At 66.3% G+C, this 22891-nt stretch carries 20 protein-coding genes and 1 pseudogene; 12 read left to right on the top strand and 9 right to left on the bottom strand.

Annotated features, from left to right (window positions below; all coding sequences use genetic code 11):
- From NFL01S_RS32055 to NFL01S_RS32025, 7 genes and pseudogenes are all read right to left on the bottom strand, one after another.
- Window positions 1–280 (bottom strand): annotated as a pseudogene (locus NFL01S_RS32055) (hypothetical protein); the annotation flags it as partial.
- A 130-nt stretch (window positions 281–410) separates the two neighbouring features.
- Complete coding sequence (locus tag NFL01S_RS32050; protein WP_063916115.1) at window positions 411–1307, bottom strand: oxidoreductase; 897 nt, start codon at window positions 1305–1307, stop codon at window positions 411–413.
- 420 nt (window positions 1308–1727) lie between these two features.
- A complete protein-coding gene (locus NFL01S_RS32045) occupies window positions 1728–2570 on the bottom strand; it encodes an enoyl-CoA hydratase-related protein (RefSeq protein WP_062980076.1) in 843 nt (280 codons plus the stop codon).
- Window positions 2571–2622: 52 nt separating this feature from the next.
- Entirely contained in the window at window positions 2623–3843 is a 1221-nt protein-coding gene (locus NFL01S_RS32040; protein ID WP_062980075.1) for an acyl-CoA dehydrogenase family protein, read from the bottom strand.
- Complete coding sequence (locus tag NFL01S_RS32035; RefSeq protein ID WP_062980074.1) at window positions 3840–4634, bottom strand: enoyl-CoA hydratase/isomerase family protein; 795 nt, start codon at window positions 4632–4634, stop codon at window positions 3840–3842. Before NFL01S_RS32035 ends, NFL01S_RS32040 begins: the two co-directional genes overlap by 4 nt.
- Entirely contained in the window at window positions 4631–5371 is a 741-nt protein-coding gene (locus NFL01S_RS32030; protein WP_062980073.1) for an SDR family NAD(P)-dependent oxidoreductase, read from the bottom strand. The genes NFL01S_RS32035 and NFL01S_RS32030 overlap by 4 nt, the downstream gene beginning before the upstream one ends.
- A 1-nt stretch (window position 5372) precedes the next feature.
- The gene (locus NFL01S_RS32025) at window positions 5373–6188 is read right to left on the bottom strand and encodes an enoyl-CoA hydratase/isomerase family protein (RefSeq protein ID WP_062980072.1); all 816 of its coding nucleotides are present in this window, start codon (window positions 6186–6188) and stop codon (window positions 5373–5375) included.
- Between the two features lie 210 nt (window positions 6189–6398).
- On the opposite strand from NFL01S_RS32025, the gene NFL01S_RS32020 reads away from it, so the two are divergent.
- From NFL01S_RS32020 to NFL01S_RS32010, 3 genes are read left to right on the top strand one after another with little or no spacing between them, the layout of a single operon-like run.
- Window positions 6399–6845: a MaoC family dehydratase gene (locus NFL01S_RS32020; protein ID WP_218019651.1), complete on the top strand. Its 447-nt coding sequence runs from the start codon at window positions 6399–6401 to the stop codon at window positions 6843–6845.
- A gap of 22 nt (window positions 6846–6867) precedes the next feature.
- Complete coding sequence (locus NFL01S_RS32015) at window positions 6868–8043, top strand: acetyl-CoA C-acyltransferase (RefSeq protein ID WP_062980071.1); 1176 nt, start codon at window positions 6868–6870, stop codon at window positions 8041–8043.
- Between the two features lie 32 nt (window positions 8044–8075).
- Window positions 8076–9260 carry an acyl-CoA dehydrogenase family protein gene (locus tag NFL01S_RS32010; RefSeq protein WP_062980070.1) on the top strand — a complete coding sequence of 395 codons (1185 nt, stop codon included), beginning with the start codon at window positions 8076–8078 and terminating at the stop codon, window positions 9258–9260.
- A 330-nt stretch (window positions 9261–9590) separates the two neighbouring features.
- Here the strand turns inward: NFL01S_RS32010 and NFL01S_RS32005 are convergent, their stop codons facing one another.
- Window positions 9591–10814, bottom strand: a complete 1224-nt coding sequence (locus tag NFL01S_RS32005; RefSeq protein WP_062980069.1) for a CaiB/BaiF CoA transferase family protein — start codon at window positions 10812–10814, stop codon at window positions 9591–9593.
- Between the two features lie 204 nt (window positions 10815–11018).
- Here NFL01S_RS32005 and NFL01S_RS32000 point away from each other — a divergent pair, with 204 nt between their 5' ends.
- Entirely contained in the window at window positions 11019–11786 is a 768-nt protein-coding gene (locus tag NFL01S_RS32000; RefSeq protein ID WP_062980068.1) for an enoyl-CoA hydratase/isomerase family protein, read from the top strand.
- Between the two features lie 6 nt (window positions 11787–11792).
- Entirely contained in the window at window positions 11793–12905 is a 1113-nt protein-coding gene (locus NFL01S_RS31995) for an acyl-CoA dehydrogenase family protein (protein ID WP_062980067.1), read from the top strand.
- A 68-nt stretch (window positions 12906–12973) separates the two neighbouring features.
- On the opposite strand, the gene NFL01S_RS31990 is transcribed toward NFL01S_RS31995, so the two are convergent.
- Complete coding sequence (locus NFL01S_RS31990; protein WP_062980066.1) at window positions 12974–14158, bottom strand: CaiB/BaiF CoA transferase family protein; 1185 nt, start codon at window positions 14156–14158, stop codon at window positions 12974–12976.
- 255 nt (window positions 14159–14413) lie between these two features.
- Between NFL01S_RS31990 and NFL01S_RS31985 the strand changes: the two genes are divergently transcribed.
- The 7 genes from NFL01S_RS31985 (at window position 14414) to NFL01S_RS31955 (ending at window position 22792) form a co-directional block, all read left to right on the top strand.
- The gene (locus tag NFL01S_RS31985) at window positions 14414–15184 is read left to right on the top strand and encodes a FadR/GntR family transcriptional regulator (protein ID WP_062980065.1); all 771 of its coding nucleotides are present in this window, start codon (window positions 14414–14416) and stop codon (window positions 15182–15184) included.
- A gap of 601 nt (window positions 15185–15785) precedes the next feature.
- Window positions 15786–17129 carry a phenylacetate--CoA ligase family protein gene (locus NFL01S_RS31980; protein ID WP_062980064.1) on the top strand — a complete coding sequence of 448 codons (1344 nt, stop codon included), beginning with the start codon at window positions 15786–15788 and terminating at the stop codon, window positions 17127–17129.
- Entirely contained in the window at window positions 17126–17824 is a 699-nt protein-coding gene (locus NFL01S_RS31975; RefSeq protein WP_062980063.1) for a hypothetical protein, read from the top strand. The genes NFL01S_RS31980 and NFL01S_RS31975 overlap by 4 nt, the downstream gene beginning before the upstream one ends.
- 181 nt (window positions 17825–18005) lie before the next feature.
- Window positions 18006–18824, top strand: a complete 819-nt coding sequence (locus NFL01S_RS31970) for an SDR family NAD(P)-dependent oxidoreductase (RefSeq protein ID WP_168433972.1) — start codon at window positions 18006–18008, stop codon at window positions 18822–18824.
- On the top strand, window positions 18821–20062 hold the full coding sequence (locus NFL01S_RS31965) for a cytochrome P450 (protein ID WP_062980061.1): 1242 nt from the start codon (window positions 18821–18823) through the stop codon (window positions 20060–20062). Before NFL01S_RS31970 ends, NFL01S_RS31965 begins: the two co-directional genes overlap by 4 nt.
- Window positions 20063–20124: 62 nt before the next feature.
- Complete coding sequence (locus NFL01S_RS31960) at window positions 20125–21114, top strand: LLM class flavin-dependent oxidoreductase (protein WP_063916114.1); 990 nt, start codon at window positions 20125–20127, stop codon at window positions 21112–21114.
- 538 nt (window positions 21115–21652) lie between these two features.
- Window positions 21653–22792 (top strand): acyl-CoA dehydrogenase family protein, encoded by a 1140-nt coding sequence (locus NFL01S_RS31955; protein ID WP_210745252.1) that lies wholly within the window; start codon window positions 21653–21655, stop codon window positions 22790–22792.
- The last annotated feature ends 99 nt before the right edge of the window (window positions 22793–22891 follow it).

Here is a 22891-nt window from a genome sequence, read left to right as displayed (position 1 = left end):
GGTCGGAGGCGCCGCCCATAGTGGTCTGGACTACCAGGCTTCGCCGGGTGGTCGCGGGCTGCGAGTGGGGGATTCGCCGCATGATGGTGTGGAGATCCCCCTCCTCGTCGCGCAGTGTGCCCCATAGATAGAGCGCCTCGGGCGGCATACCGAACAGTGGTTCGTCGGAATCCATCGAGGCTGCATCGGGTTCGAACGGTGAGACAAGGGCGTGGCCACCGAAGTTCCCGCGCGGTGGAAAAACCTTGTTCTTCCCGGTCGAGGCGGACGAAGTCACCATATTCTCTCCTAAACATAGAACACTGGACGGTTTCGGCGGTTCGGCATCGGTCGTCGAACCGGCTGAAGTGGTCGGCAGTCGCGTTATTCACTCGTCGAGGCCGAATTCTGCGGGTCGGACCACGGGGTCGCTATGGGCGCGGTGTACTCGCGATTCGGCCGGAATTCGACGTCGGACCTTGTTCTTCGACAGGGAAATCTGTACTGGCCGACACCGCCGACCACTCGTCCAATTCGCTGAGGATCGAGGTGCTCTTTGCGCGAAGCGCCTTGGCCGCATCGCTGCCCAGCGGTAAACGCAGCGGCGGTTTCGGGGAGTCGATCAGCGTGACAATCACCGCCGCAGCGCGTTCCGGATCGCCGGGCTGCGATCCGCTCTGCGAGCGCAGCCGCTTTCGGATCCACTCGGTCGAGGGCGCGTATTCCGGAATTTCGTTCTCGGACATGACGAGACCGGGGCCTGCCCAATTCGTCCGGAAACCGCCCGGCTCGACGATGGTCACGCGTACCCCGAGCGGTTCGAGTTCCAGCCGTAATGCCTCACTCATACCCTCGAGCGCGAACTTCGACGCATCGTATAACCCCATGGCCGGCGCACCGCTGAAACCGGCGATCGACGATACGTTGACGATATGCGCGGCCGAGGAGGCGCGCAGGAACGGAAGCGCCGCGCGCGTCAGTTTCCATGGACCCCAGAAATTGGTTTCGAGCTGATGACGCGCCTCGTCCTCCGTTGTCTCCTCGACAGCCCCGATCAGCCCGTAACCTGCACAATTGACGAGGATATCCAGGCCGCCGAGCTGCTCGATCGCCTGCTGTACCGCTGCTGTGACGTTATCGGCACTGTCGGTGAGATCGATTTGCACAGGGATGACCCCGGAGCCCAACTCCGCGAGCCGGTCTCGGTCGGCGGTCTTGCGCACTGTTCCGATAACCTGCTCGCCGTCGGCAGCGAGCTTCTCGAGTAATGCGCGTCCCAATCCGGAGGATACCCCTGAGATCAGCCAGCGGCGGGTGCGATCGGTCATCGGCTCCTCCTGATACAGCTACACGATCGCCAGCAACTGCTCGCCGCGAACGATAACCGTGTGTGATCGATGGTTCGCTACGCGAAATCGTCGCGCAGATGATGTGCCGCTTCGTCGGCAGCGGGCACCTCGCAGAACCTGAGAAAGGCGAGCAGCTCCAGCTCAATATGAGATTAATCATTTATCTATTCTGCTGTCAATGCAGGGAGCCTTACTCCGCCGCTCGGCGTGACGGATCGCCTCGGTCGCATCGGCCGAGGTGGCCGCCGGATATTCCAGCTCGGCAGGGGAGGGTCGCAGACGTCGCAGAGTAGACGTCGTCTCCTTCCTCGGTGAGCGGCACCGCCTCGGCGCGGCACCGGTCACCAGGGCGACCCTGCCCTGCGCTCGCTCATGGCTATTTCTTCGATGCGTTGTGATTCAGTCTTCGGGCAACGGGGCCGGCACTGTCGACGTGGCCGGATCCCACGGCGCGAAGGCGGGCGGGCGCTTCTCCAGGTAGGAGGTGACACCTTCCTTGAAGTCGTGGTGGTTTCGCAGCGTGTCGTACCACCAGCGGATCGCCATGGTGCGCGCTTCCTCGTGCGTGGTCTCCAATGCCTCGTAGACCTGCTGCTTGATCACGCCCATCGCCACCGGAGAGCTGTTGGCGGCCAGTCCGCGCGCGTATTCGAGAGTGCGGGGCATCAGCTCCTCGGGCTCGTAGACCCGGTCGACCAGACCGAGGTCGAGCGCTTCCTGCCCCATCACGATGCGCGAGGAGAACAGCAGATCCAGGGCCCGGGACGTGCCGATCTCGCGAGGCAGGGTGAAGGCCAGACCGTGCTCGGCCATGATTCCGCGCTGCGAGAAAGCGCAGGTCACCTTCGCTTTGGACGACAGGAAGCGGATATCGCAGTTCATCGCGGCGATGAGGCCGATACCGGCGCACGCACCGTTGATGGCCGCGATGATCGGCTTACGGATGGAGCGCGGGGTGGTGATCGGAGCCCGTTTGTGCGGCTCTGTGGTCAGGGTGGGGTCGGCGACCTGGTCCGCGAGCGCCGAGGTATCCATTCCCGGGCAGAAACTGCGGCCGGCGCCGGTGACCACGATTACCCGGACCGCGGGATCGTCAGCGCATTCGCGCAGTAGCCGGTAGTACTCCAGCTCCATGGGAACCGACCACGAGTTGTTGCGGTCTGGCCGGTTGAAGCTCAGGATCGCGACGCCGTCGGTGTCCTCGCGGAGCACGATCGGGGCCTGGGGGGTGGAATCGCTCATGGTTGCCTCCTGGCGTTTTCGGCACGGTCGCGCGCGACGCACCGAAGGGGAATCATTGCGGGCGGGGTTCTCTGGGCAGGCCGAGTACCGACTCGGCGAGGATGTTGCGCTGTACCTGCGAGGTGCCGGCATAGATGGTGCCGGAGATCGCCGCCATCCAGGTCTCGGTCCAGGAGGCCGACGAATTCGGCGCGCCGGGATCGTCCGCCCGATAGTGCCGGATCGGTGAGCGGCCGGTCGGCGCGAGCGCGTCTGCCCCGAGCAGGCCGACCGCGAGGTCCGTGGTCTCGCGGTGATGTTCGCTCCAGTAGAGCTTCGAGATGGAGGCGTCACGGCCGGGGACCTCGCCTTTGAGCCAGCCGGTGAGGGTCCGCAGCCCGAGATAACGCATGATCTCCACCCGGGTGTAGGCGCGCACCAGCTGGTCACGGACCAGTTGGTCTTCGGCGAGACCACGTTCGCGGGCCAGATCGATCAGCCGGTCGACTTCGGCACGGAAGAAGATCGGGTTGGTGGCGACCTCGTCGCCCCGCTCGAGGCCCAGCAGTGCCATGGCGGCCTGCCAGCCCTGCTCGGGGCCGATCACGACGTTCGCCGCCGCCGTGCGGGCGCCGTCGAAGAACACCTCGTTGAAATTGCTGCCGCCCGTCATCATGGTGATCGGCCGGATCGTGATACCGGGCTGGTCCATCGGGACCAGCAGCATGGTGATGCCGCGGTGCCGGGTCGCGTCGGGATCGGTCCGCACGAGCAGGAAGATCCAGTTCGCGGTGCGTGCGTCCGAGGTCCAGATCTTCTGCCCGTCGATGATCCATTCGCCGTCGACGAGATGTGCCCGGGTGCGCAGGCCGGCCAGATCGGATCCGGCGCCCGGTTCGGAAAAGCCCTGGCACCACGTATCGTCCCCGTGCACGATCCGTGGCAGGAAATGTTGCTTCTGCTCCTCGGTGCCGAAGCGCAGCAGCAGGTTGCCGATCATCTTGATCGAGAAATTGTCGTTGAGCCCGTAGGGCGGGACACCGGCCTTCGCGAATTCCTCGGCCAGAACGACCTGGCCGAGCTTGCTCAACCCGGCCCCGCCGTACTCGGTCGGCCAGCTGGGCGCGATGTATCCCGTCTCGGCGAGCCGTCCACGCCACCAGGCCGTGAATTTGCGGGCTTCGTCGCTGTCGAGCGTTCCCAGACCGGCCCAACCGTCGGGGAGCTCCCGGGCGAGGAACTCGCGGACTTCCGCGCGCAGGGTCTCGGCCTCGGGAGGGTAGTCGATATTCATCGCCGCTCCACCTCGAATCGGGGCGCCCGCTTCTCGACGAATGCGCGGAATCCCTCGCGGCCGTCCGCGCTGTCGTGCAGATCGGTGGCCACGGCCCGTTCCCGGACGATACCGTCGGCGACGGTGCAGGTAGCTGTCTCGCGCAGCAGCGTTTTGGTCATCTGCGGGACCAGGGCCGCGCCGGCGACGAGCTCCTCGGCGAGTGCCCGTGCGTCGGAGAGCACCGATTCCGGTGAGTCGCTGAGATGGTTCGCCAGTCCGAGTTCGTACGCGCGGGCTCCGGTGAGGGTCCGGCCGAGCATGATCATCTCCGTGGCGATCCCGCGCGGGAGGAGCCGGGGCAGGCGCTGGGTACCCCCCGCGCCCGGCAGCACACCGAGTTTCGCCTCCGGCAGCGCGAGTTTCCCGGCGGCGTACACCACCCGCAGGTCGCAGGCCAGCGCGAGCTCGAGGCCGCCGCCCATCGCCGCGCCGTCGATCGCGGCGACGAAGGGCAGCGGGCTCGCTTCGATCAGCTCGAGCGCGTCGGTGAACGTGTGAATGAATTGCTCGAACTTGTCGCGGTGATCGAATCCGGCGATCTCGTCGATATCGGCGCCGGCCGAGAACGTGCGCCCGGCACCGTGTACGACGACTGCTCGGACGCGGCGGTCGCCCTCCAGTTCGCAGACCGCCGAGGCGAGCGCGGTGCAGGTCGCGGTGCCGATCGGGTTGAGCCGCGCGGCCCCGTCGAGGATCAGGGTCGCTACGCTGCCGTCACGCACGACCGTGACGCTGGTCGCCGCGGTCATGCCATCGTGAGGCCGCCGCTGACGGACAGCGTCTGGCCGGTGATATAGGTGGCGCCCTCGCTCGCGAAGAACACGACGGCCGGTGCGACATCGTCGGGCTGCCCGATTCGCTTCATCGGTACGGCGCGGCGCGTGGCCTCGAACATCTTCTCGCTGTAGTCGGCAACCTGCTGGAGTAGCGCGGTGTCGGTCGGGCCGGGGCAGACGGTGTTGACGGTGATGCCCTTGGTGGCCACCTCGCGGGCCAGCGCCTTGCCGAAGGCGATGACCGCGCCCTTCGTGCCCGAATAGACGACCTCGCCGGAGGACCCGACCCGGCCGGCGTCGGAGGAAATGTTGACGATACGCCCGGATTTGCGCTCGATCATCCCGTCGAGAACGGCGCGAGTCACGGTGACGGTGCCCAGATAGTTGACCGAGACGATCTTCTTCCAGGTGTCCTCGGTGGACTGGACGAAGGGCTCGATCTTGTCGATGCCCGCGTTGTTCACCAGGACGTCGATCGGGCCGAGGTCCGATTCCACCGTCGCGACCGCGGCCGCGACAGCGGAGCTGTCGGTGATATCCACACCGACCCCGATGCTGCGCGTGGGCAGCGACGCCGCCAGTTCGGCCGCGGCCGCGGCATCCAGATCACCGGCCGCGATCGAATATCCCGCCTCGGCCAGGTGGCGGGCGATGGCGCCGCCGATCCCGCCGCACGCCCCGGTCACGAGCGCGACTTTGGTGGTTCCCATATCAGTTCTCCTCCGGCGCCGGTTCGGTCACGAACTGCGGCGCTCGCTTCTCGCGGTGCGAGGCCAGGCCTTCGCGTACCTCGGGGCCGCCGAATCCGATGAACTCCATACCGAGGGAGGCCTCGAACGCGGGGATCGCCGAGCGGTACCAATGGTTGAGGCTGTGCTTGGTCCACTGGATCGCGGTGGGTGCGCCCTGGGCCAGCCGGGTCGCGATGTCCTCGGCTTTGGCGATCACCTCGTCGTCGTCCACGCAGAGCGAGACCAGGCCGATGCGCTCGGCCTCCTCGCCGTCGAGCGGATCGCAGGTGAGCAGGTAGTACTTGGCCTTGGCCATGCCCATCATCAGCGGCCAGCAGATGGCGGCGTGATCGCCCGCGGCGACGCCGAGCCGGGTGTGTCCGTCGATGATCTTGGCCTTCTTGCCGGCCACCGAAACATCAGCCAGCATGCCGACCACCAGGCCCGCGCCGACGGCGGGGCCGCGAATGCCGGAAACGACCGGCTTGTCGAACGCGACGAGGTTCAGCACGAGGTCACGCGCCTCGCGCATGGTCTGCAGGCGGGTTTCGTAGTCGTTGGTCATCTGCTCGATATGGTCGAAATTGCCACCCGAGGAGAAGGCCTTCCCGGCGCCGTAGACCAGGACCGAACGTACCTCCGGGTCCTGCCCGAGGACAGGCCAGACATCGGCGAGATCGCGGTGCATCTGCGGGCTCACCGAGTTGAGTGCGGGGCCCTCCAGGATGAGGTGCATCACCCCGTGCTTGCCCAGCTCGAGCCTCAGGCTGGGGAAATCGGCGTATCGCTCGCCCATGGAAACTTCCTTCGATAGACCGGATGGCTGGTGCTCTACTGTCGCGGCCGACCGCCCGAGCACCCTGTTGTTCTCTCACCTCGAGAGTCTTTATAGTTCGATCAGGTAGATAATAGTAATACTGTGGTGGTGTCCGCACCCGTTTGCGGAGCCTTCGGTGAGAGGAAGTTATTCGTGACCGGTCACAACATCGACGACGCGAACGGACCGGTGGTCTTCACCGATCTCGAGCAGATCCGGGACTCGGTGGGCAAACACCTGGGGCACAGTGCGTGGTTGACGATCGAACAGTCGCGGATCGACCAGTTCGCCGACGCCACCGGGGATCTGCAGTGGATTCACGTCGACGCTAAGCGCGCCGCCGAGGGCCCGTTCGGGACCACGATCGCGCACGGCTGGCTCACCGCCTCCCTGCTGCCCGTTCTGACCGGTCAGATCTACCGGGTGCAGGCGAAGATGGCGATCAACTACGGCGTCAACAAACTGCGTTTCGTTTCGCCGGTGAAGGTGGGCGCACAGGTCCGCGCCGGATCGACGCTCGTCGACGTCACCGAGCACGGTCCGGCCGTGCAGCTCACCGTGCAGACCGAGATCGAGATCGCGGGTGGCGAGAAGCCGGCGCTGGTCGTCGAATCGCTCGGCCGCTACTACCTGTGACCACCAGCTCATGAGGAGAGATATGTCCGACGTGGTGATCGTCGAAGCCGCCCGCTCCGCGGTGGGTAAGAAACGTGGCGGTCTCGCCCATTACCCGGCACCCGACCTGTTCAGCGATATTCTCGCGGCGACAGTGGAACGGGCCGGGATCGATTCGGCGGTCGTCGGCCAGGTGGCCGGTGGCTGTGTGAGCCAGGTCGGCCAGCAGTCCGGCAACGTGACCCGCAGCGCCTGGCTGGCCGCGGGCCTGGACGAGCGGACCGCGGCGTTCACCGTGCACACCCAGTGCGGCTCTTCGCAGCAGGCGTTCACGCTGGCCTACGGGCTCGTCGCCGGCGGTGTCACCGATGTCGCGGTCGCCGGTGGGGTGGAGTCGATGAACCAGGTGTCGATGACCGCGTCCGTGCTGCCGGAACTGGGTCGTTCCAAGACCGAGCGTTACGAACAGCACTACGAGATCACCACCCAGTTCGAGGCCGCCGAGCGAATCGCCGAGAAATGGGACCTGTCCCGGTCCCAGCTGGAACAGTTCGCCGTGACCTCGCAGGAACGGGCCGCGCGCGCGATCGCCGAGCAGCGGTTCGCGGGGCAGATCGTCCCTGTGTCGGCACCGGTGGTAGACGAGACCGGTGCGGTGACCGGAACGCGGACCATCTCGGTGGACGAGGGCCCACGGCCGACCACCGCGGAAACCCTCGCCGGACTGCGACTCAATCTGCCGGACCGGCCCGGTGCCCGGCACACGGCCGGGACGTCGTCGCAGATCTCCGACGGAGCGTCCGCGCTGCTGCTCATGACCGGGTCACGCGCCGAAGAGTTGGGCGTGCGTCCCCGGGCCCGGGTGGTCGATACCCTGCTGGTCGGCAACGACCCGGTGATGATGCTGACGGGGCCGATCCCCGCCACCCAGGCGCTACTGGAACGCACCGGATTCACCCTTGAGGATATGGACGTCATCGAGATCAACGAGGCGTTCGCGTCGGTGGTACTGGCCTGGGCGCATGAGACCAAAGCCGATATGAGCCGCGTGAACATCAACGGCGGAGCCATCGCGCTCGGCCATCCGCTCGGGGCCACCGGGGGCGTACTGCTGACCAAGGCGCTGAACGAGCTGGAACGCACCGGCGGGCGCTATGCGCTGGTCACGATGTGCGTGGGCGGCGGAATGGGCACCGGCACGATCATCGAGCGACTGTAGATCGCTCACCCACCGACTGGAGGACCGTCACAGTGGATTTGTCACTCACCCCGGAACTCGCGGACTTCCAGCAGGAGGTGCGCACCTGGTTCGACGAGCATGTCGTCGGCGAGTTCGCCCGGCACCGCGGCGTCGGCGTCTCATGGGACGCCGAAGCGTTCGACGTGCGGCTGGCCTGGGATCGGGAACTCGCCGCCGGCGGCTGGTTGTGCATGGGCTGGCCCGAGGAATACGGCGGACGTAATGCCTCCGTCGACGAGCAGCTCATCTACCAGCTCGAATACGCGCGCGCCGATCCGCCCTTCCGGGCCACCACGCAGGGGCAGGACCTCTTCGGTCCGACCTTGCTCGCGTTCGGCACCCCGGAACAGAAGACCCGCTTCCTGCCGCCGATCACCCGGGTGGAGGAGCTGTGGGGCCAGGGGTTCAGCGAACCGGGCAACGGCTCCGATCTCGCCGGATTGCGCACCCGGGCCCGGCTCGACGGTGACCGATGGGTCATCGATGGCCAGAAGGTCTGGACGTCGCACGGCGGATCCGCCGATTGGCTCTACGTGCTGTGCCGGACCGATCCGGACGCCCCGCGCCACCGCGGTATCTCCATGCTTCTCGTCCCCGCCGACCAGCCGGGTGTCGAGATCAGGCCGATCCGCAACATGCTGGGTGGCGACGACTTCTGCGAGGTGTTCTTCAACGGGGCCGTCACGTCCGCCGACCTCGTCGTCGGTGCGGTGAATCAGGGTTGGGGCGTGGCTATGGGCGCCCTCGGCACCGAGCGCGGCACCACACTGCTCGGCGACCATCTGCGGATTCAGCACGAAGTCGACGCGATGATCGAAGCGGCCCGCTCGCACAGTCGCACCCCCAGCGGTGCGCTGCGCCGCGACCTCGTCCGGGCTTGGACCGAGGCCCGCATCATGGAATGGAACGGGCGGCGGCTGATGACGGCCATCAAGGGCCGCGGTATCGACGCCACGGTGCAGGCGTCCTTGAGCAAGGTCTTCGCGAGCAACTCCCACATCCGCATGGGGGAGACCGCCGTGCGTGCGCTCGACGTCGCCGCCGAACTCGTCGGTGACGAGTATGAGCTCAACCGGTTGCAGCAGGTGTTCCTGGGCAGCCGCTCGGAGTCGATCTTCGGCGGCACCACGCAGATTCAGCTGAACGTGCTCGCCGAGCGCACTCTCGGCCTGCCCCGGGAGCCGCGCCCGGCCTGAGTGCGGTCGGCGCCGGAGACGGTAGCGAAGCGTAACCACGTAGGCGCGAGCGCTCAGGCTGATCGGGCACAGCCTGAGCGCGGTCAGCGCTGGAGGCGGTAGCGGAGCGTAACCACGTAGGCGCCGGCGCTCAGGCCCATCCCGCACGGCCTGAGCGCGGTCAGTGCGCCGGAGGAGGCAGCTTGCGCCACCACGCAGCGCGAGCGCTCGAGGCTGATCCCACACCGCCTGAGCGTGTCAGCGCCAGAGGTGGTAGCGGAGCGTCACCACGCAGGCGCCCACGCTCAGGCAAATCCAACACAGCCTGAGCCGGGCACGGACCCGATACCGTCAGATCACTCCGGCTGCGGCCAGGTCGGCGATCTTTTCGGCGTCGTAGCCGAGAAGATCGCATAGCACCGCGTCTCGGTCGGCGCCCAGCGCGGGCGGTGCCGTGTAGTCCGCGACCGGGGTGCCCGACATCCTGATCGGATACCGCAGTCCGGGAATCGGCCCCTCCTGCGGATGCTGCATGGTGATCTGCAGCTCGCGGGAGCGGACGTGCGGGTCGGCCAGTGCCCCGGCGATATCGTTGACCGGCCCCACCGGGACATCGACGGCCTCGAGTTCGGTGAGCCAGTGCGCGGCGGGTTTGCTCCGGAAGATCTTCTCCAGGATCTCCAGCAGTTCGAGCCGGTGGCCGATGCGTGCGGCGATCGAATCGAAACGGGGATCCCGGGCGAGCTCCGGTTGCCTGAGGGCGCCGCAGGCGCGGGCGAACTGGTCGTTGGAGGAGGCCACCAGGAAGATCATCCGGTCGTCTGCGCAGGTGAACGCCTGGGACGGGATTCCGCCGAAGCCACCGTTGCCGCGGCGTTCCGGCACCGTTCCCGATACCAGGTAGTTCTCCGCGTAGTGCGACAGGCTCGCGATACCGCAGTCGAGCAGTGAGACGTCGAGATGCTGTCCCTCCCCGGTGCGGTCGCGGTAGCGCAGGCCGGCCAGGATCGCCGAGGTCGTGTAGAGGCCGGTGAGGATGTCCACCAGCGACAGCCCGGATTTCATCGGCCCGGCGCCGGGTTGCCCCTCGGGTATCCCGGATACGCTCATCATTCCGCTGACCGCCTGGAAGATGCCGTCGTAGCCGGGCCGCGCGCGGTAGGGGCCGTCCTGGCCGAAGCCGGTCACCGAACACATCACCACATGCGGGAACTCGGTGTGGACGTCGTCCCAGCCCAGGCCGTACTTGTCGAGTACACCGGGCCGGAAATATTCCACCACGACATCGGAACACGACATCAGCTCGCGCACGATCTCCTGCCCGCGGGCGGTCTTGAAATCCACCGTCACCGACCGCTTGTTGCGATTGCAGCTGAGGAAGAAGGCCGCCATCCCGCTCTCGGCGCGGTCGCCGAGGAAAGGCGGGCCGTATTCCCGCGCGTCGTCGCCGCGGCCCGGTTGCTCGACCTTGATCACGTCGGCACCGAGGTCGGCCAACTGCTGCGTCGCGAACGGTGCGGCGAGGATCCTGCTGAGATCCAACACCCTGACTCCCTCGAGTGCCTTCGGTGCCATGGTTCGTTACCTCTTTCCGATTCGGCCGGCCGGTCGGGCGGTCCCCGTGTCGTACTCGTGGTTGCACGTCGCCGGGCGGGTGTGACAACTCGAGCAACAGTCGGTATAAATAGTTTTATCTTTCTACTGTTCGGCTCGTCAACGCCACCGGCTACGGGGCGTGGGGAACCGAATTCTGCACCTACTCGCACGAGGAGTGTGAACATGACAGACGAGCCCGTACTCGTCTCCGCGGACGGACCCGTCAGGGTGATCACGCTCAACCGTCCGGACGCGCGCAACGCGTTCAGTTCGGATATGCACTTGGCGCTGCTGGCGGCGCTGCGTGAAGTCTGTGCCGATCCCGGCGCACGCGCGATCGTGCTGACCGGAGCCGGTCGCGCTTTCAGCGCGGGCGGCGATATCGAGGACTTCGCGGTCCTGGCAGATGATCTCGCTCTGCGCCGGTCCCGGTTGCGCGAGGGCCGGCAGATCTTCGAGGACCTGCTCAACGTCCACCTGCCCGTCGTGGCGGCGGTGAACGGCCCCGCCGTGGGATTGGGCTGCACGCTGGCATCTGCCTGCGATATCGTGCACATCTCCGACTCGACCTACTTGGCCGATCCGCATGTGCAGGTCGCCCTGGTGGCCGGTGACGGCGGAGCGGTGGCGATGCCGCTGAGCATCGGCCTGCTGCGGGCGAAGCGCTATCTGCTCACCGGCGAACGCATCCCCGCGGCCGTGGCCGTGGAATTGGGTCTGGCAACCTACGCCGACCCCGCCGACCAGGTGTTCGACAAGGCGATGGCCAGCGCCCGCCAGCTCGCGGAGTTGCCCGCGCAGGCGGTGCAGGACACCAAGATGGTCCTCAACCAGCACCTGCGCCAGGCCTCGGTGTCGATGCTCGGTTACGGCTTGGCCGCCGAAAGCCAGTCCCACGACACCTCCGAGTACCGAGCGGTGCCGGAGAAGTTCGCCGCTCGGAAGGGGTGAGTCGCGGTGGAATTCGCACTCAACGACGAACAGACCACACTGCAGGACGTAGTGCGGGAGTTCCTGACCGAACGCGCCGCCGAGGACGCCGTCCGCGAGCGGATGGCCGAGCCCGCCGGCTTCGACCGTCAGCTGTGGAAGCAGATGGGTACGGAGATCGGTCTCCAGGGCATCGCTGTTCCGGAGGAATACGGCGGCGCCGGGTTCACCTTCGTCGAGCTCGGCATCGTGCTCGAGGAACTCGGCCGGGCGCTGACGGTGTCTCCATTCCTGGCTTCCGGTGTGATGGCCCCGCAACTGCTGATGGCACTCGGAGACGAGGCTGCCTGCGCGCGGTGGTTGCCCGGGATCGCCAACGGGGACCTGGTGGCCACCGTGGCGCTGGCCGAGGAGGCGGGCTCGTGGCAACCGGACGCGGTGGCCCTGGCCGCCCGATCCTCGGGTGACGGCTGGCGACTCGACGGCCACAAGTCTTATGTCGTCGACGGCGCGGGTGCCGATCTGATACTGGTTGTGGCGCGGGCGGGCGAAGAGCTCGGTGTTTTCGCGGTCGACGCGGCCGCGTCGGGGCTCGAGCGGACGCCGCTGCCCACGATGGATCAAACCCGCAAACTGGCCCGCCTGACCTTCGCCGATACGCCCGCCGAGCGGCTGGCGTCCGCCGATGCGGAGGGTGCGGTCGCCCGGATGCTCGACCTGACCTCCATCGCGTTGGCCGCCGACTCCCTCGGGGGCACCGGACGAGTACTCGATATGGCCGTGGATTATGCGAAGGTGCGCGAGCAGTTCGGCCGTCCCATCGGCTCGTTCCAAGCGATCAAACATATGTGTGCCTCGATGCTGGTCGAACTGGAGTCATCGCGGTCCGCTGTCTACTACGCGCTCTGGGCCGCCGCCACCGGGCATGTCGATGTGCCCGTGGTGGCACCGATGGTCAAGGCGCACTGTGTCGACGCGTACCTGCAGGCCGCCGGGGACAATATTCAGATCCACGGTGGTATCGGGTTCACCTGGGAACATCCGGCGCATCTCTATCTGAAGCGCGCGAAGAGCTCCCAGGCTCTGCTCGGCGGTTCCGACTTCCATCGTCAGTTACTCGCCGACCGCCTCGGCATCTGAGGGGGACGGGCGTGGCCCGGTCGCGGATATCCGCGACCGGGCCACGCCCGTTTTGTGCTGGATACGCATTACGCCGGTCGTTCGGTGACCACGCCCGAGTCGATCAGCGTGCCGACCCGCTCAGCGGACAGGCCCCAGTCGAGCAGCACCTCCCGTGAATGGGCGCCCGGCACAGCGGGCGGTCGGGTGATGGCCGCCGGTGTACCGCCCAGGCGGGGTGCCGGCGCCGGCTGCACCACACCGAATTCCTCGACGAAGGTGCCCCTGGCCGCATTGTGCGGATGCTGCCTTGCCTCGGCGAAGTTGAGTACCGGGGTGACGCACGCGTCGGTCCCGTCGAACAGGCCGGTCCAGTGCTCCCGTGGTTTCGTGCGGAAGATTCCGGCGAGCAGTTCCTTCAATTCGGCCCAGTTGGCCGGATCCTCGCGATCGGGCAGTTCGTCGAGCGTCAAGCCCAGCAGCTCGATCATGGTCGCGTAGAACTGTGGTTCGATTGGCGCGACCGCGAGGTACTTGCCGTCCGCGGTCTCGTAGACGGCGTAGTAGGGAGCGGCGCCATCACAGAAATTGGTGCCGGGCCGATCCATGTTCCAGCGGCCCTGGGCCGTCATCGAATAGATCAGCGTCGTCAGTGACGCGACGCCGTCCACCATGGCCGCGTCGACGACCTGGCCGGAACCGGAACGCTGAGCCTCGTGCAGTGCGCTGACGATTCCGAAGGCCATCATCAGTCCGCCGCCACCGAAATCGGCGATGAATCCGGGGGGTGACGGGGGAGGGGAATCGGCGGAGCTCTGCAGGAGCGTCAGGGCGCCGGTGAGCCCGAGATAGTTGAGGTCGTGTCCGGCCATCCGGCTGAAGGGGCCGTCCTGACCCCAGCCTGTCATCCGGGCGTAGACGAGCCGGGCGTTGCGGCTGTGGCAGACGTCCGGGCCGAACCCGAGCCGTTCGGCGACACCGGGCCGAAAACCTTCGATGAGGATATCCGCGGTGTCGACCAGATCCAGCAGCGTCGCCAGGCCCTCGGCCTTCTTCATATCGACCGCCAGCGAGCGGCGGCCGCGGGCCAGCGCGTAGAGCTCCGGCTGCCCGGACACCGGTCCCGGGCGGTCCACCCGCACCACATCGGCTCCCATATCGGCGAGGAGCATCGCGGCGTAGGGGCCGGGACCGAGGCCGGCGATCTCGATCACCTTGACTCCCTGTAGCGGGCCGCGCGGCGCAGGGGACCCGCTGCGATCAGCAGCTGTCACGGCGACCCACCAAGGTATAAGATAGATAAATCATTAAGTTATTATCGCAAGGAGGTTACCTGGCGGGCAAGGACTACGCCCGGAAACCCACGGAGCCTGCGTATTTGGTCGGTGGGAATACTCGGGCGCACACTGATCGCGCACGGCCCCGCTGGCCGGCGAGGGTATGCGGACCTGCTATAGGGTACAGTTGAGTAACTAGATGATCGTGCGACGGAGCGCAATCGACCTGCGAGAGAAACCGAGAGGAAGGCCGTGGTCCAGCTCGATACGGTATCCGCCGAGAGGCTCCAGCCGCCCCGCCTGCCGAAGACCGCGGAACTGATCGCCGACCAGTTGCGCCGGCAGATCGTCCGCGGCGACCTCGCGGAGGGTGCTGCCCTGCCGTCGGAGGCCGAACTCCTCGAACGGTTCAACGTTTCCCGTCCGACACTGCGTGAAGCCTTCCGCGTGCTCGAATCCGAATCTCTCATCACTGTTCGCCGCGGTGCCCATGGCGGCGCTCGTGTCCAGGTGCCGAATATCGATGTGGCCGCGCGGTATGCCGGCTTCGTACTCGAGTTCCGCGGCACCACGCTGGCGGATGTGTACGAGGCGCGGATCCTGATCGAACCGCCCATCATCGGCCTGCTCGCTGCCCGCCGGACCGACGCCGATGTCGAGCGGTTGCGTGCGGCGCTCGACGAACACGAAGCGGCGGCCGATTCCCCTTTGCGCGCGATCAGGACGCACACCGCGTTTCATGCCCTGCTGGTCGAGCTCACCGGGAACCAGACGCTGCGGGTGCTGACCGGTATGGTCCAGCACATCATCGACCGGGCGAATATCGATTGGGTGGAGTCGAAAGTCGCCACACCGGAGGAAACCGGTATGAGCCTGGGGCTCAAGGCACACCATCGGGTCGTCGATCTCATCGAGGCGGGCGTGGAGACCGGTGCCGAGGAGGTCTGGCGCAAGCATCTGACCGAGGCACGCGACTATCTGCTGCGGCCGGATGTCACCACAGTGCTCGATCTGATGGGCTGATTCGCCGACGTTCGTCTTCTTTCGGGAATTCAGGGCGGGTAGGCGCGCGCTGCGCCGAAATCGAGTTGCTCACCGCTGAACCGATCAACGCTCGCTGCCTGCTCGGCGGGTCATGACGGCCGCGGGCGACCCCGCGCGATCGTCCCATCGCAACGTACGGGTTTCGGTGACCCATCATGCCGGGAGAATCTTGGTGAAGCTTCGGTCCGTCCGTGTGCGATCCGATGCCACCGGCGTCATGGCGTTCCGATGTCTCGCGCAGTTCGGGAACTTCTTTGAGGACTTTGGCCCGAGTGAGCTCGGGCGTCCGGTTTCGTAGCATTCGGGTGGATGCCGGGCACCGATGCGGCGCCGCTGCCCAAGTAAAGAGATATCTCATTTACTTGTTGGCCGCGGATTTGATGTTGAAATCGCGCATAAGTGCAGGTGGGCTGGTCAAGCGCCAGCGCTGAGCCGCCGGAAGTATATAACTAATTAAGCGTCTTGGTGTGCGGTGGGGCAAGTTCGGGAAAGAACGGTGTTCCCGTCATTGCGAGCCATGTCTCGTCCTACGGTCTGGTCTACATCTCTTGCTGATGTTCGACCTACGAAGGAAGACGACGTGGACGCAACCAGGTCCAGTCCGCTAGTAGCGGGTGCGGACGATCCGAACCGGCGGTTTCTCCAGCCGGACATCGAAACGATGCCGCGCGAGCAATTGCGCGCGTTGCAGGAGCGGCGGGTGCTCGAGCTGGTGCCTGCCGCGTACGAGAACTCACCGTTCTACCGTGAGCTCTGGTCCGCCGCAGGTGTGAATCCCGCTCGGGTGCGTTCCCTCGACGACTTCTTCGAGTTGGTGCCGACTTTCACCAAGGACGACGTACGTGCCTACCGGGACCGGACCGGCGATCCGTTCGGCGGTTTGCTGCAGGTTCCGACGAGCCGGCTGACATCGATCATGACCACATCGGGTACGACCGGAATGCCGGAACTGGTACCCGAGATCTGGGAAACGGCGCCGCCGCTGCCGGCCTGCTCGGGCCGCGATCTGTGGGAGCTCGGGGTCCGGCCCGGAGATCGGGTCCTGGTGCCGCCGGGCGCGATGCGCGGTTTCTACGACACGTTCTATCAGCAGATGGGGCTCGTCCCGATCTACCTCGACGGCTGGATGGGCCAGGGTGCGGAGATCATTGCGGCCCTGCGCCGCTTCCGGCCGAGCTATCTGCAGTTGCTGATGCCCACGGTTCTCGAATTCGAGCGGCTCGAGGACGCCTACGATCTTCGCGAAGCGTTCTCGTCGCTCAAAGGCGCCGCGTTCGCGGGGCAGCCGCTCGGCGCTGCCCTGGCGGCAAAGGTTCGCGACGAGTGGGGTATCGAGTTGTTCACCTACAGCAGCGCCGGTGATACCGGAACCGCGTGGGAATGCCGGGAACACAACGGTTACCACCTGTGGGAGGACTTTGTCGTCGCCGAGACCCTGGAAACCGACAGCCTCCGAGCTGTTCCGGCGGGTACGGTCGGCGAGCTCGTCGCCACCGACCTGGACAACAATGCTGCCCCACTCATCCGGTACCGCAGCGGTGACCTCGTCCGGATCGATCAGGAGAGGTGCGGTTGCGGTCGTACCCATGCGCGGCAGTGGATCATCGGCCGGCTCGGCGACGAGACGATCGTGCAGGGCCGGCCGGTAGTGGTCGGCCAGGTATGGAAAGCGATCGAAACACAGAACGAGACCCATGACGGGATGTTCCAGATCATTCGTGAGTCGCGGGTGGTCGATCAGCTGCGGTTGCGCGTCGGGTACCAGCCGGCCGGCGGAGTGGACCTCGACGATCTGCGCCAGCGGCTGCGTAGCGCGGTCACCGCGGAGGTGGGCATCGAACCGGAGATAGAGCTGGTGCCGGTCGACGATCTGGTGGCGCGCAGTTCGAGTGTGGCCAAGTTCCCAAGAGTGGTGAAGGCATGAGCCGTGAATTGATGACGAAAGCCATGGCCGGGCGGGATCCGTCTTTGGTGGGTATCGGGTACTTCCCCCGCGCGGGCGGGAGTCTCGCATTCGAGATCGGCTGGCCGGAATACGAGCGCGATACCGCGTGGGCCCGGCGGCTACTGGACATCTGGGGCGTCGGTCCGGGGCAGCACGCAGTGCAGACCGTTCGCAACTCCGAAAGCCCATGGCTCGGCCCGGTGGTGCATGCAATGCGTGAAATCGGTGTCGTGTACAGCAACGCCGAACCCTATGCCTGGGACTCCCGGCGGGTCGCGGCGCTGCTGAGTCTGCTGCCCGTCGAAGCGATTCTCGGACTGCCCGGCGAGACGGCCGAGTCGCTGCTCGCCGATGAAGGTGCGGCAGCGAAATTGGCCGATATGCCGGTGATCTGGGCGCGGCGCGATGCGCTCGAACCGCTCCGCGGGGCCGGGCTGCGACCGGCGGAGATGGCAATGCTCGGTCCTGCGCTCGGACTGTCCTGCCCGGAAGGAACCGGGCTGCATCTCGACCCCGAGGAATGGCAGGTGAACGCCGTCTCGGGGCGGCCCACCCTGACGGTCGTCGGGGACCGGAGGTATCGGGGTCGCGATATCGAGTTGGACGTCGACGGGGTGATCGACCGAGCGCCGTGTGCCTGCGGCTTGCCGGGAGATCGGATTCGTACCCGGTGACACCGGATCGGGCTGCGCCGGCGGGCCCGTGGTCGTGCCGAACGGAATATGGTGCGCCACTTGCTCACCGGCAAGGTCTGCGCGCCGCGAAGGAAGGGTGAGCAGTGGAGAACAACTTCGAGCCAGTGCTCGATCGTCCACTCGGGAGGACGTTGTGACGGGCGCGGGTCATGTTGCCGTCGTGACCGGCGCAGCGGGCGGTCTGGGGCTCGGTCTGGCAGCCGGTCTGTCCGATCGCGGCGCACGGGTGGTTATCGCAGATATCGACACAGAGGCCCTGGGCGAGGCCGAGTCCCAGCTCCGGGCCGCCGGTGCGGAGGTGCTGGCCGTGCCCACAGATGTCACGAAATCCGATTCGGTGGCCGCGCTGGCCGATCGTGCGTTCGAACGGTTCGGTCGCGTGGACGTGGTCTGCCTGAACGCCGGCGTTTCGGTGCGCGGGCGTTCCTGGGAACTGACGGTCGAAGACTGGCGCTGGGTGTACGACGTGAACGTGTTCGGTGTGGTGCACGGGGTACGAAGCTTTGTTCCCCGGCTGCTCGAACAGGGAGCGGGCCACGTTCTGATCACCGCGTCGAACAGTTCGGTGACGACACTGCCGTCGGTGGCGGCCTATATCTCCAGCAAACATGCCGTGCTCTCGCTGGCCGAGACTCTCCGGCAGGATCTGCTGGCCGCCGGTTCGCAGGTGGGGGTATCGGCGGTGCTACCCGGGGCGATTCGGTCGAGGATGGCCGATGCTTTCCGGCGCCGGCCGGCCGAGTACGGAGCGTACCGAGTCGATCCGGAGGTGGTGGACCGGAGCAAGGCGTTCTTGGCGCAGCACGGGATGGATCCGCGGGTGATGGCGGACGGGATCCTGCAGCAGGCGCTCGACGATCACGTGTTCTGCATTTTCACCGACTCCGGTGACAGCGCGATGCTCGAAGCCCGGACCGAAGCGCTCAGCGCCGGCCGTCTTGCCAGTGTCGACATGCTAGTGAACAAGGAGGTCAAGTGAGCAACGAAATCACTGTGGAAGATGCCGAGGCCCGGGCGCGTGCGGCCGGCGTACAGATACTGGACTTCGATCCCGAATGCGACCCGGCGTTCCGCGATGACCCGCTGGGGACGATGCTCGCGGCCCGGCGTGCCGGAGACATCTTCTACAGCACGGCTGCCCGTGGATTCTGGGTGGTGACGAGTTATCCGCTGTGCAGGGAAATCGGCACCGATACCGACAACTTCTCCAACCGGGAGACCTTCACCTTCTACCGGAAGCCGTCACCCGGCATACACATTCCCCCCAATCTCGATCCGCCCGAGCATACGAAGATCCGCAGAATGCTCGCGCCGCTGTTGTCGCCGAGTGCGGTGAAGAAGCTGGAACCGGCGGCGCGGGAATCGGTGCGACGGCTGGCCGATGAGGTGGTGGCGCGAGGCCACTGCGACTTCATGGCCGATGTGGCGCTGCGGGTCCCGGCCGATGTGTTCCTCGAACATATGGGTCTGCCCGTGGAGCACACCGACGACATCGTCGCCACGCGGTTGCTGGCCGGAGAGCTGAACGCGAGCAACGATCCGGACGGTTCGCGCCTCGCGGCGGCGACAACGAAGATCAACCAAATGTTCGTGGAGGTGATCGCCGAGCGCCGCCGGCGCCCTGCCGACGATATTCCGAGCTACCTACTGGCTCAGGAAATCGATGGCAAGCCGTTGACCGATAAAGAGATCTTGACGATGTGCTACACCCTGCTCGGCACGTCGCTGGGGACAACGGCATCGACGATGGCGATGCTGGTCGCGCATCTGGCGCATGAGCCCGGTCTGCGCCGGTCGATCACCACGGACCCGGACATGGTCGGTGGCCTGATCGAGGAAGCGCTGCGCTACTTCCCGTCCATCCCGCTCCTCCCGCGTACCGTGCGCGCGGATATCGATTTCCACGGACTGCCCTGGAAAGAGGGGGATCGCTTGGTGCTGCTGTTGCCCACGGCGAATACCGACCCCGGTGTTTTCGATGAGGCGAGCACCTTCGACGCCGACCGGCGGCCGAACCGGCACATCGGATTCGGGCTGGGTCCGCACACCTGCGCGGGATCGCATCTGGCCCGGATGGAACTGCGCGCGCTGGTAGAGGAATGGCACGCCAAGGTGCCGGACTACCGGGTCGGTGACCTGTCGGAGGTCAAGCACGAGTTGTCGGTGGCGATTCGCATGACGACACTGCCCTTCGTAGTGGGCAGCTCCGTGAACTGACTCGTCCATGCCGGCTTTCGGGCCGGCCTTTCATTGCTCACTCATCGAGGAGTCTTTCTGCTATGCCCCATCTTCGATTGTCATTCGATCTACGGCGACCGTCGTTCGCCTCCGCGACCTCGGCGCAGCTCGCCGAGACGGTCCTCGATATCTGTTCCTGGGCCGATCGGCTCGGTTTCGATCTCACCTATTTCGGCGAGCACCACGGCGCGGCGGACGGGTATCTGCCGTCGCCGCTCGTGGCGTCGGGGGTCGCGGCCGGCCGGACGTCGAGGATGAAGTTCCGCCCGATCCTGTTGACGCCCTTCTACCATCCGATCCGGCTGGCCGAAGACCTCGCGATCGCCGACCTGATGAGTGGCGGGCGGATGAGCCCGGTATTCGCCGCGGGGTATGTCCACTCCGAATTCGAGATGTACGGCGTCGGCCGCAGCGAGCGCCGGGCCCGGGTGATCGAGGCCGTCGAGGTGTGCCGTAAGGCGTGGACGGGCGAACCGTTCGAATTCCGCGGGGAGACAGTGCGGGTCACGCCGAGACCGGCGCAGCGACCGGGGCCGCCGATCATCATGGCCGGGGCGGCCGAGGCCCCGGCGCGGCGCGCGGCGCATCTCGGTGACGGTTTCGATCCGGCCGAGCCCCAGTTCTGGGACTGGTATCGGGACGAGTGCCTCAAACTGGGTAACGATCCGGGACCGTGGGTGCCCCGTGGCCCGACATTCCTGCACGTGACTCACGATCCCGATGCCGCCTGGGCCGAGGTCGGGCCGAATCTCATGCACGCCGGTAACACCTATGCGAAGTGGATCGCCGAATCCGGCCACGGCACGAGTAACTGGTACCCCCCGATCAATTCTGTGGACGAGCTTCGCGCCGGGGGCGCCTACCAGCTGGTGACCCCGGAACAATGTATAGCCATCGCCGACGAACTCGGCGCCGACGGCCACCTCATCTTCCGGCCACTCTTCGGCGGGACCGATCCGGAGCGGGCCTGGGCGAGCCTGCGTCTGTTCGAGTCCGAGGTACTGCCCCATATCGAGGTCACCGAAGCCTGACAAGGCTATGGGGGTATGAGTAGGTGAGGCCTGCTCCTTCGGCGCGGGGACTGCAGCGATCTGTCGCGGCAGTCCCCGCGCTCTGCGTTCTCCGGCCGCTGCCGATGGGATCGAGTGCGCCGGGCGCGTGGCGCAATCGTTGTTGATTCACCGCCCTGACCAGCTCGCGCTGCCCCGGGCGGGTAGCGGGCCGGCCAATTGCTAATCGCTGCTGGATCGCGGGGCACGCGATGAGCCGACGATCACCGGCGGCCGCGTGCTGCGCTGGAACAGGAGCTGATCGTGCCCCGGGCTCGTGCGATGGCCGCCTCAGCACATGGGCGGTGCCTGCTCCGTCGATGGTGCAAGTTTCTCGGTCGCGTCTCCAGCCACCCAGGGCACCTCCGAAGAATCCGGCCCGACCTACGGACCGTGACGGAGCTCTCGTGAACACAACTTGGAGCCGTAGATTCGTCCTATAGTACAATTAGTTAGATAATGCAGGCTGGCTTATGCCCGCGCGGCTCAGTGTGGGAAGGACGCACTCGTGGATTTTGGGATGACCGATGAGCAGGAGATGCTCCGGAAAACGGCCCGGGATTTCGTGACCAAGGTATGCCCGCCGGAGACGGCGAAGCAGTGGGACGAGGAGCAGGTGCTTCCGGCCGAACTGTTGAACGGCTTCGCCGACCTCGGCTGGTTCTCGCTCCCGTTCTCGGAGCAGGACGGAGGCGAGGGCGGGGGGCCGCTCGAGCTCGCCCTGATCGCGGAGGAACTGGGGCGGGCGAGTTTCGATGTGTCCATGTGCTTCATCGGGGTGCTGATTCCCGCCATGACCGTGAACCGGTGGGCGAATCCGGAGCAGAAGCGCTGGGTGCGGGAACAGATCATGACGGGTAAACACCGTCTCGCGGTGGCGATGTCGGAACCGGAGGCCGGATCCGACGCCGCATCGCTGCGCACAAGTGCCACCGACGCCGGCGACCACTACGTGGTGAACGGTCAGAAGATGTGGTGCACGGGCGGGAGTCAGCCCAACACCACGATCGCCATGTACGTGCGGACCGGCGCGCGCGAGCCCAAGCACAAGGGTTTGAGCCTGTTGCTGGTCGACCCGAACGCCGACGGCGTGGAGATCCGGCGCACCCCGACGCTGGCCCGCCACATTCTGGGTACCACCGAGATCACGCTCGAGAATGTGAAGGTGCCCAAGACGGCTCTGGTGGGCCCGGAGGGGGAGGCATGGAAGGTCATGCTCTCGAACCTCGAGCTCGAGCGGGTCCTGCTCAGTGGGGGCTACGTCGGTGCCGCACAGGCGACGCTCGACGAGATGCTCGAATACTCGAAGGTCCGGCATGCGTTCGGACGCCCGATCGGCGAGTTCCAGGCGCTGGCGCACGCGATGGCGGATCTGCAGGTGGAGATCGATTCGGCCCGGTTGCTGACGCGGCGGGCCGCGTGGATGCTGTCGCAGGGGATGTCCTGCTCGCGTGAAGGTGCGATGGCCAAGCTCAAGGGCTCGGAAACCTATGCCAATGCTGCCCGGCTCGGTATGCAGGTGCTGGCCGGGCACGGGTTCTCCACGGAGAGTGTCATGAGTTTCCGCTACCGCGAATCCATCGTGACCACCATTTCCGGGGGGACCAGCCAGATTCAGCGCAACGGTATCGCCCGCAGTATGGGTTTGCGTACCTACTGATCCGCCGGCTCCGAGGATGCCCGGCCGGTTGTCGCCGCACTGCGCGCGGCGGCAGGGCCGGATTCATCCGATGCAAGCCGATATCTTGTGAATAGGTAT

Origin of the sequence: Nocardia flavorosea NBRC 108225 (assembly GCF_001613385.1) — a bacterium.
GTDB lineage: Bacteria > Actinomycetota > Actinomycetes > Mycobacteriales > Mycobacteriaceae > Nocardia > Nocardia flavorosea.
The sequence above is the reverse complement of the archived record's forward strand: the minus strand, read 5'-3'. Positions and strand labels throughout refer to the sequence as shown.

Excerpts from the sequence above, each read along its gene's own strand:
- NFL01S_RS32050 (WP_063916115.1), bottom strand. The coding sequence starts at position 1,307 with ATGACCGATCGCACCCGCCGCTGGCTGATCTCAGGGGTATCCTCCGGA.
- NFL01S_RS32030 (WP_062980073.1), bottom strand. The coding sequence starts at position 5,371 with ATGGGAACCACCAAAGTCGCGCTCGTGACCGGGGCGTGCGGCGGGATC.
- NFL01S_RS32045 (WP_062980076.1), bottom strand. The coding sequence starts at position 2,570 with ATGAGCGATTCCACCCCCCAGGCCCCGATCGTGCTCCGCGAGGACACC.
- NFL01S_RS32040 (WP_062980075.1), bottom strand. The coding sequence starts at position 3,843 with ATGAATATCGACTACCCTCCCGAGGCCGAGACCCTGCGCGCGGAAGTC.
- NFL01S_RS32035 (WP_062980074.1), bottom strand. The coding sequence starts at position 4,634 with ATGACCGCGGCGACCAGCGTCACGGTCGTGCGTGACGGCAGCGTAGCG.
- NFL01S_RS32005 (WP_062980069.1), bottom strand. The coding sequence starts at position 10,814 with ATGGCACCGAAGGCACTCGAGGGAGTCAGGGTGTTGGATCTCAGCAGG.
- NFL01S_RS31955 (WP_210745252.1), top strand. The coding sequence starts at position 21,653 with ATGACCGATGAGCAGGAGATGCTCCGGAAAACGGCCCGGGATTTCGTG.
- NFL01S_RS32000 (WP_062980068.1), top strand. The coding sequence starts at position 11,019 with ATGACAGACGAGCCCGTACTCGTCTCCGCGGACGGACCCGTCAGGGTG.
- NFL01S_RS32015 (WP_062980071.1), top strand. The coding sequence starts at position 6,868 with ATGTCCGACGTGGTGATCGTCGAAGCCGCCCGCTCCGCGGTGGGTAAG.
- NFL01S_RS31975 (WP_062980063.1), top strand. The coding sequence starts at position 17,126 with ATGAGCCGTGAATTGATGACGAAAGCCATGGCCGGGCGGGATCCGTCT.
- NFL01S_RS32025 (WP_062980072.1), bottom strand. The coding sequence starts at position 6,188 with ATGGGCGAGCGATACGCCGATTTCCCCAGCCTGAGGCTCGAGCTGGGC.
- NFL01S_RS31960 (WP_063916114.1), top strand. The coding sequence starts at position 20,125 with ATGCCCCATCTTCGATTGTCATTCGATCTACGGCGACCGTCGTTCGCC.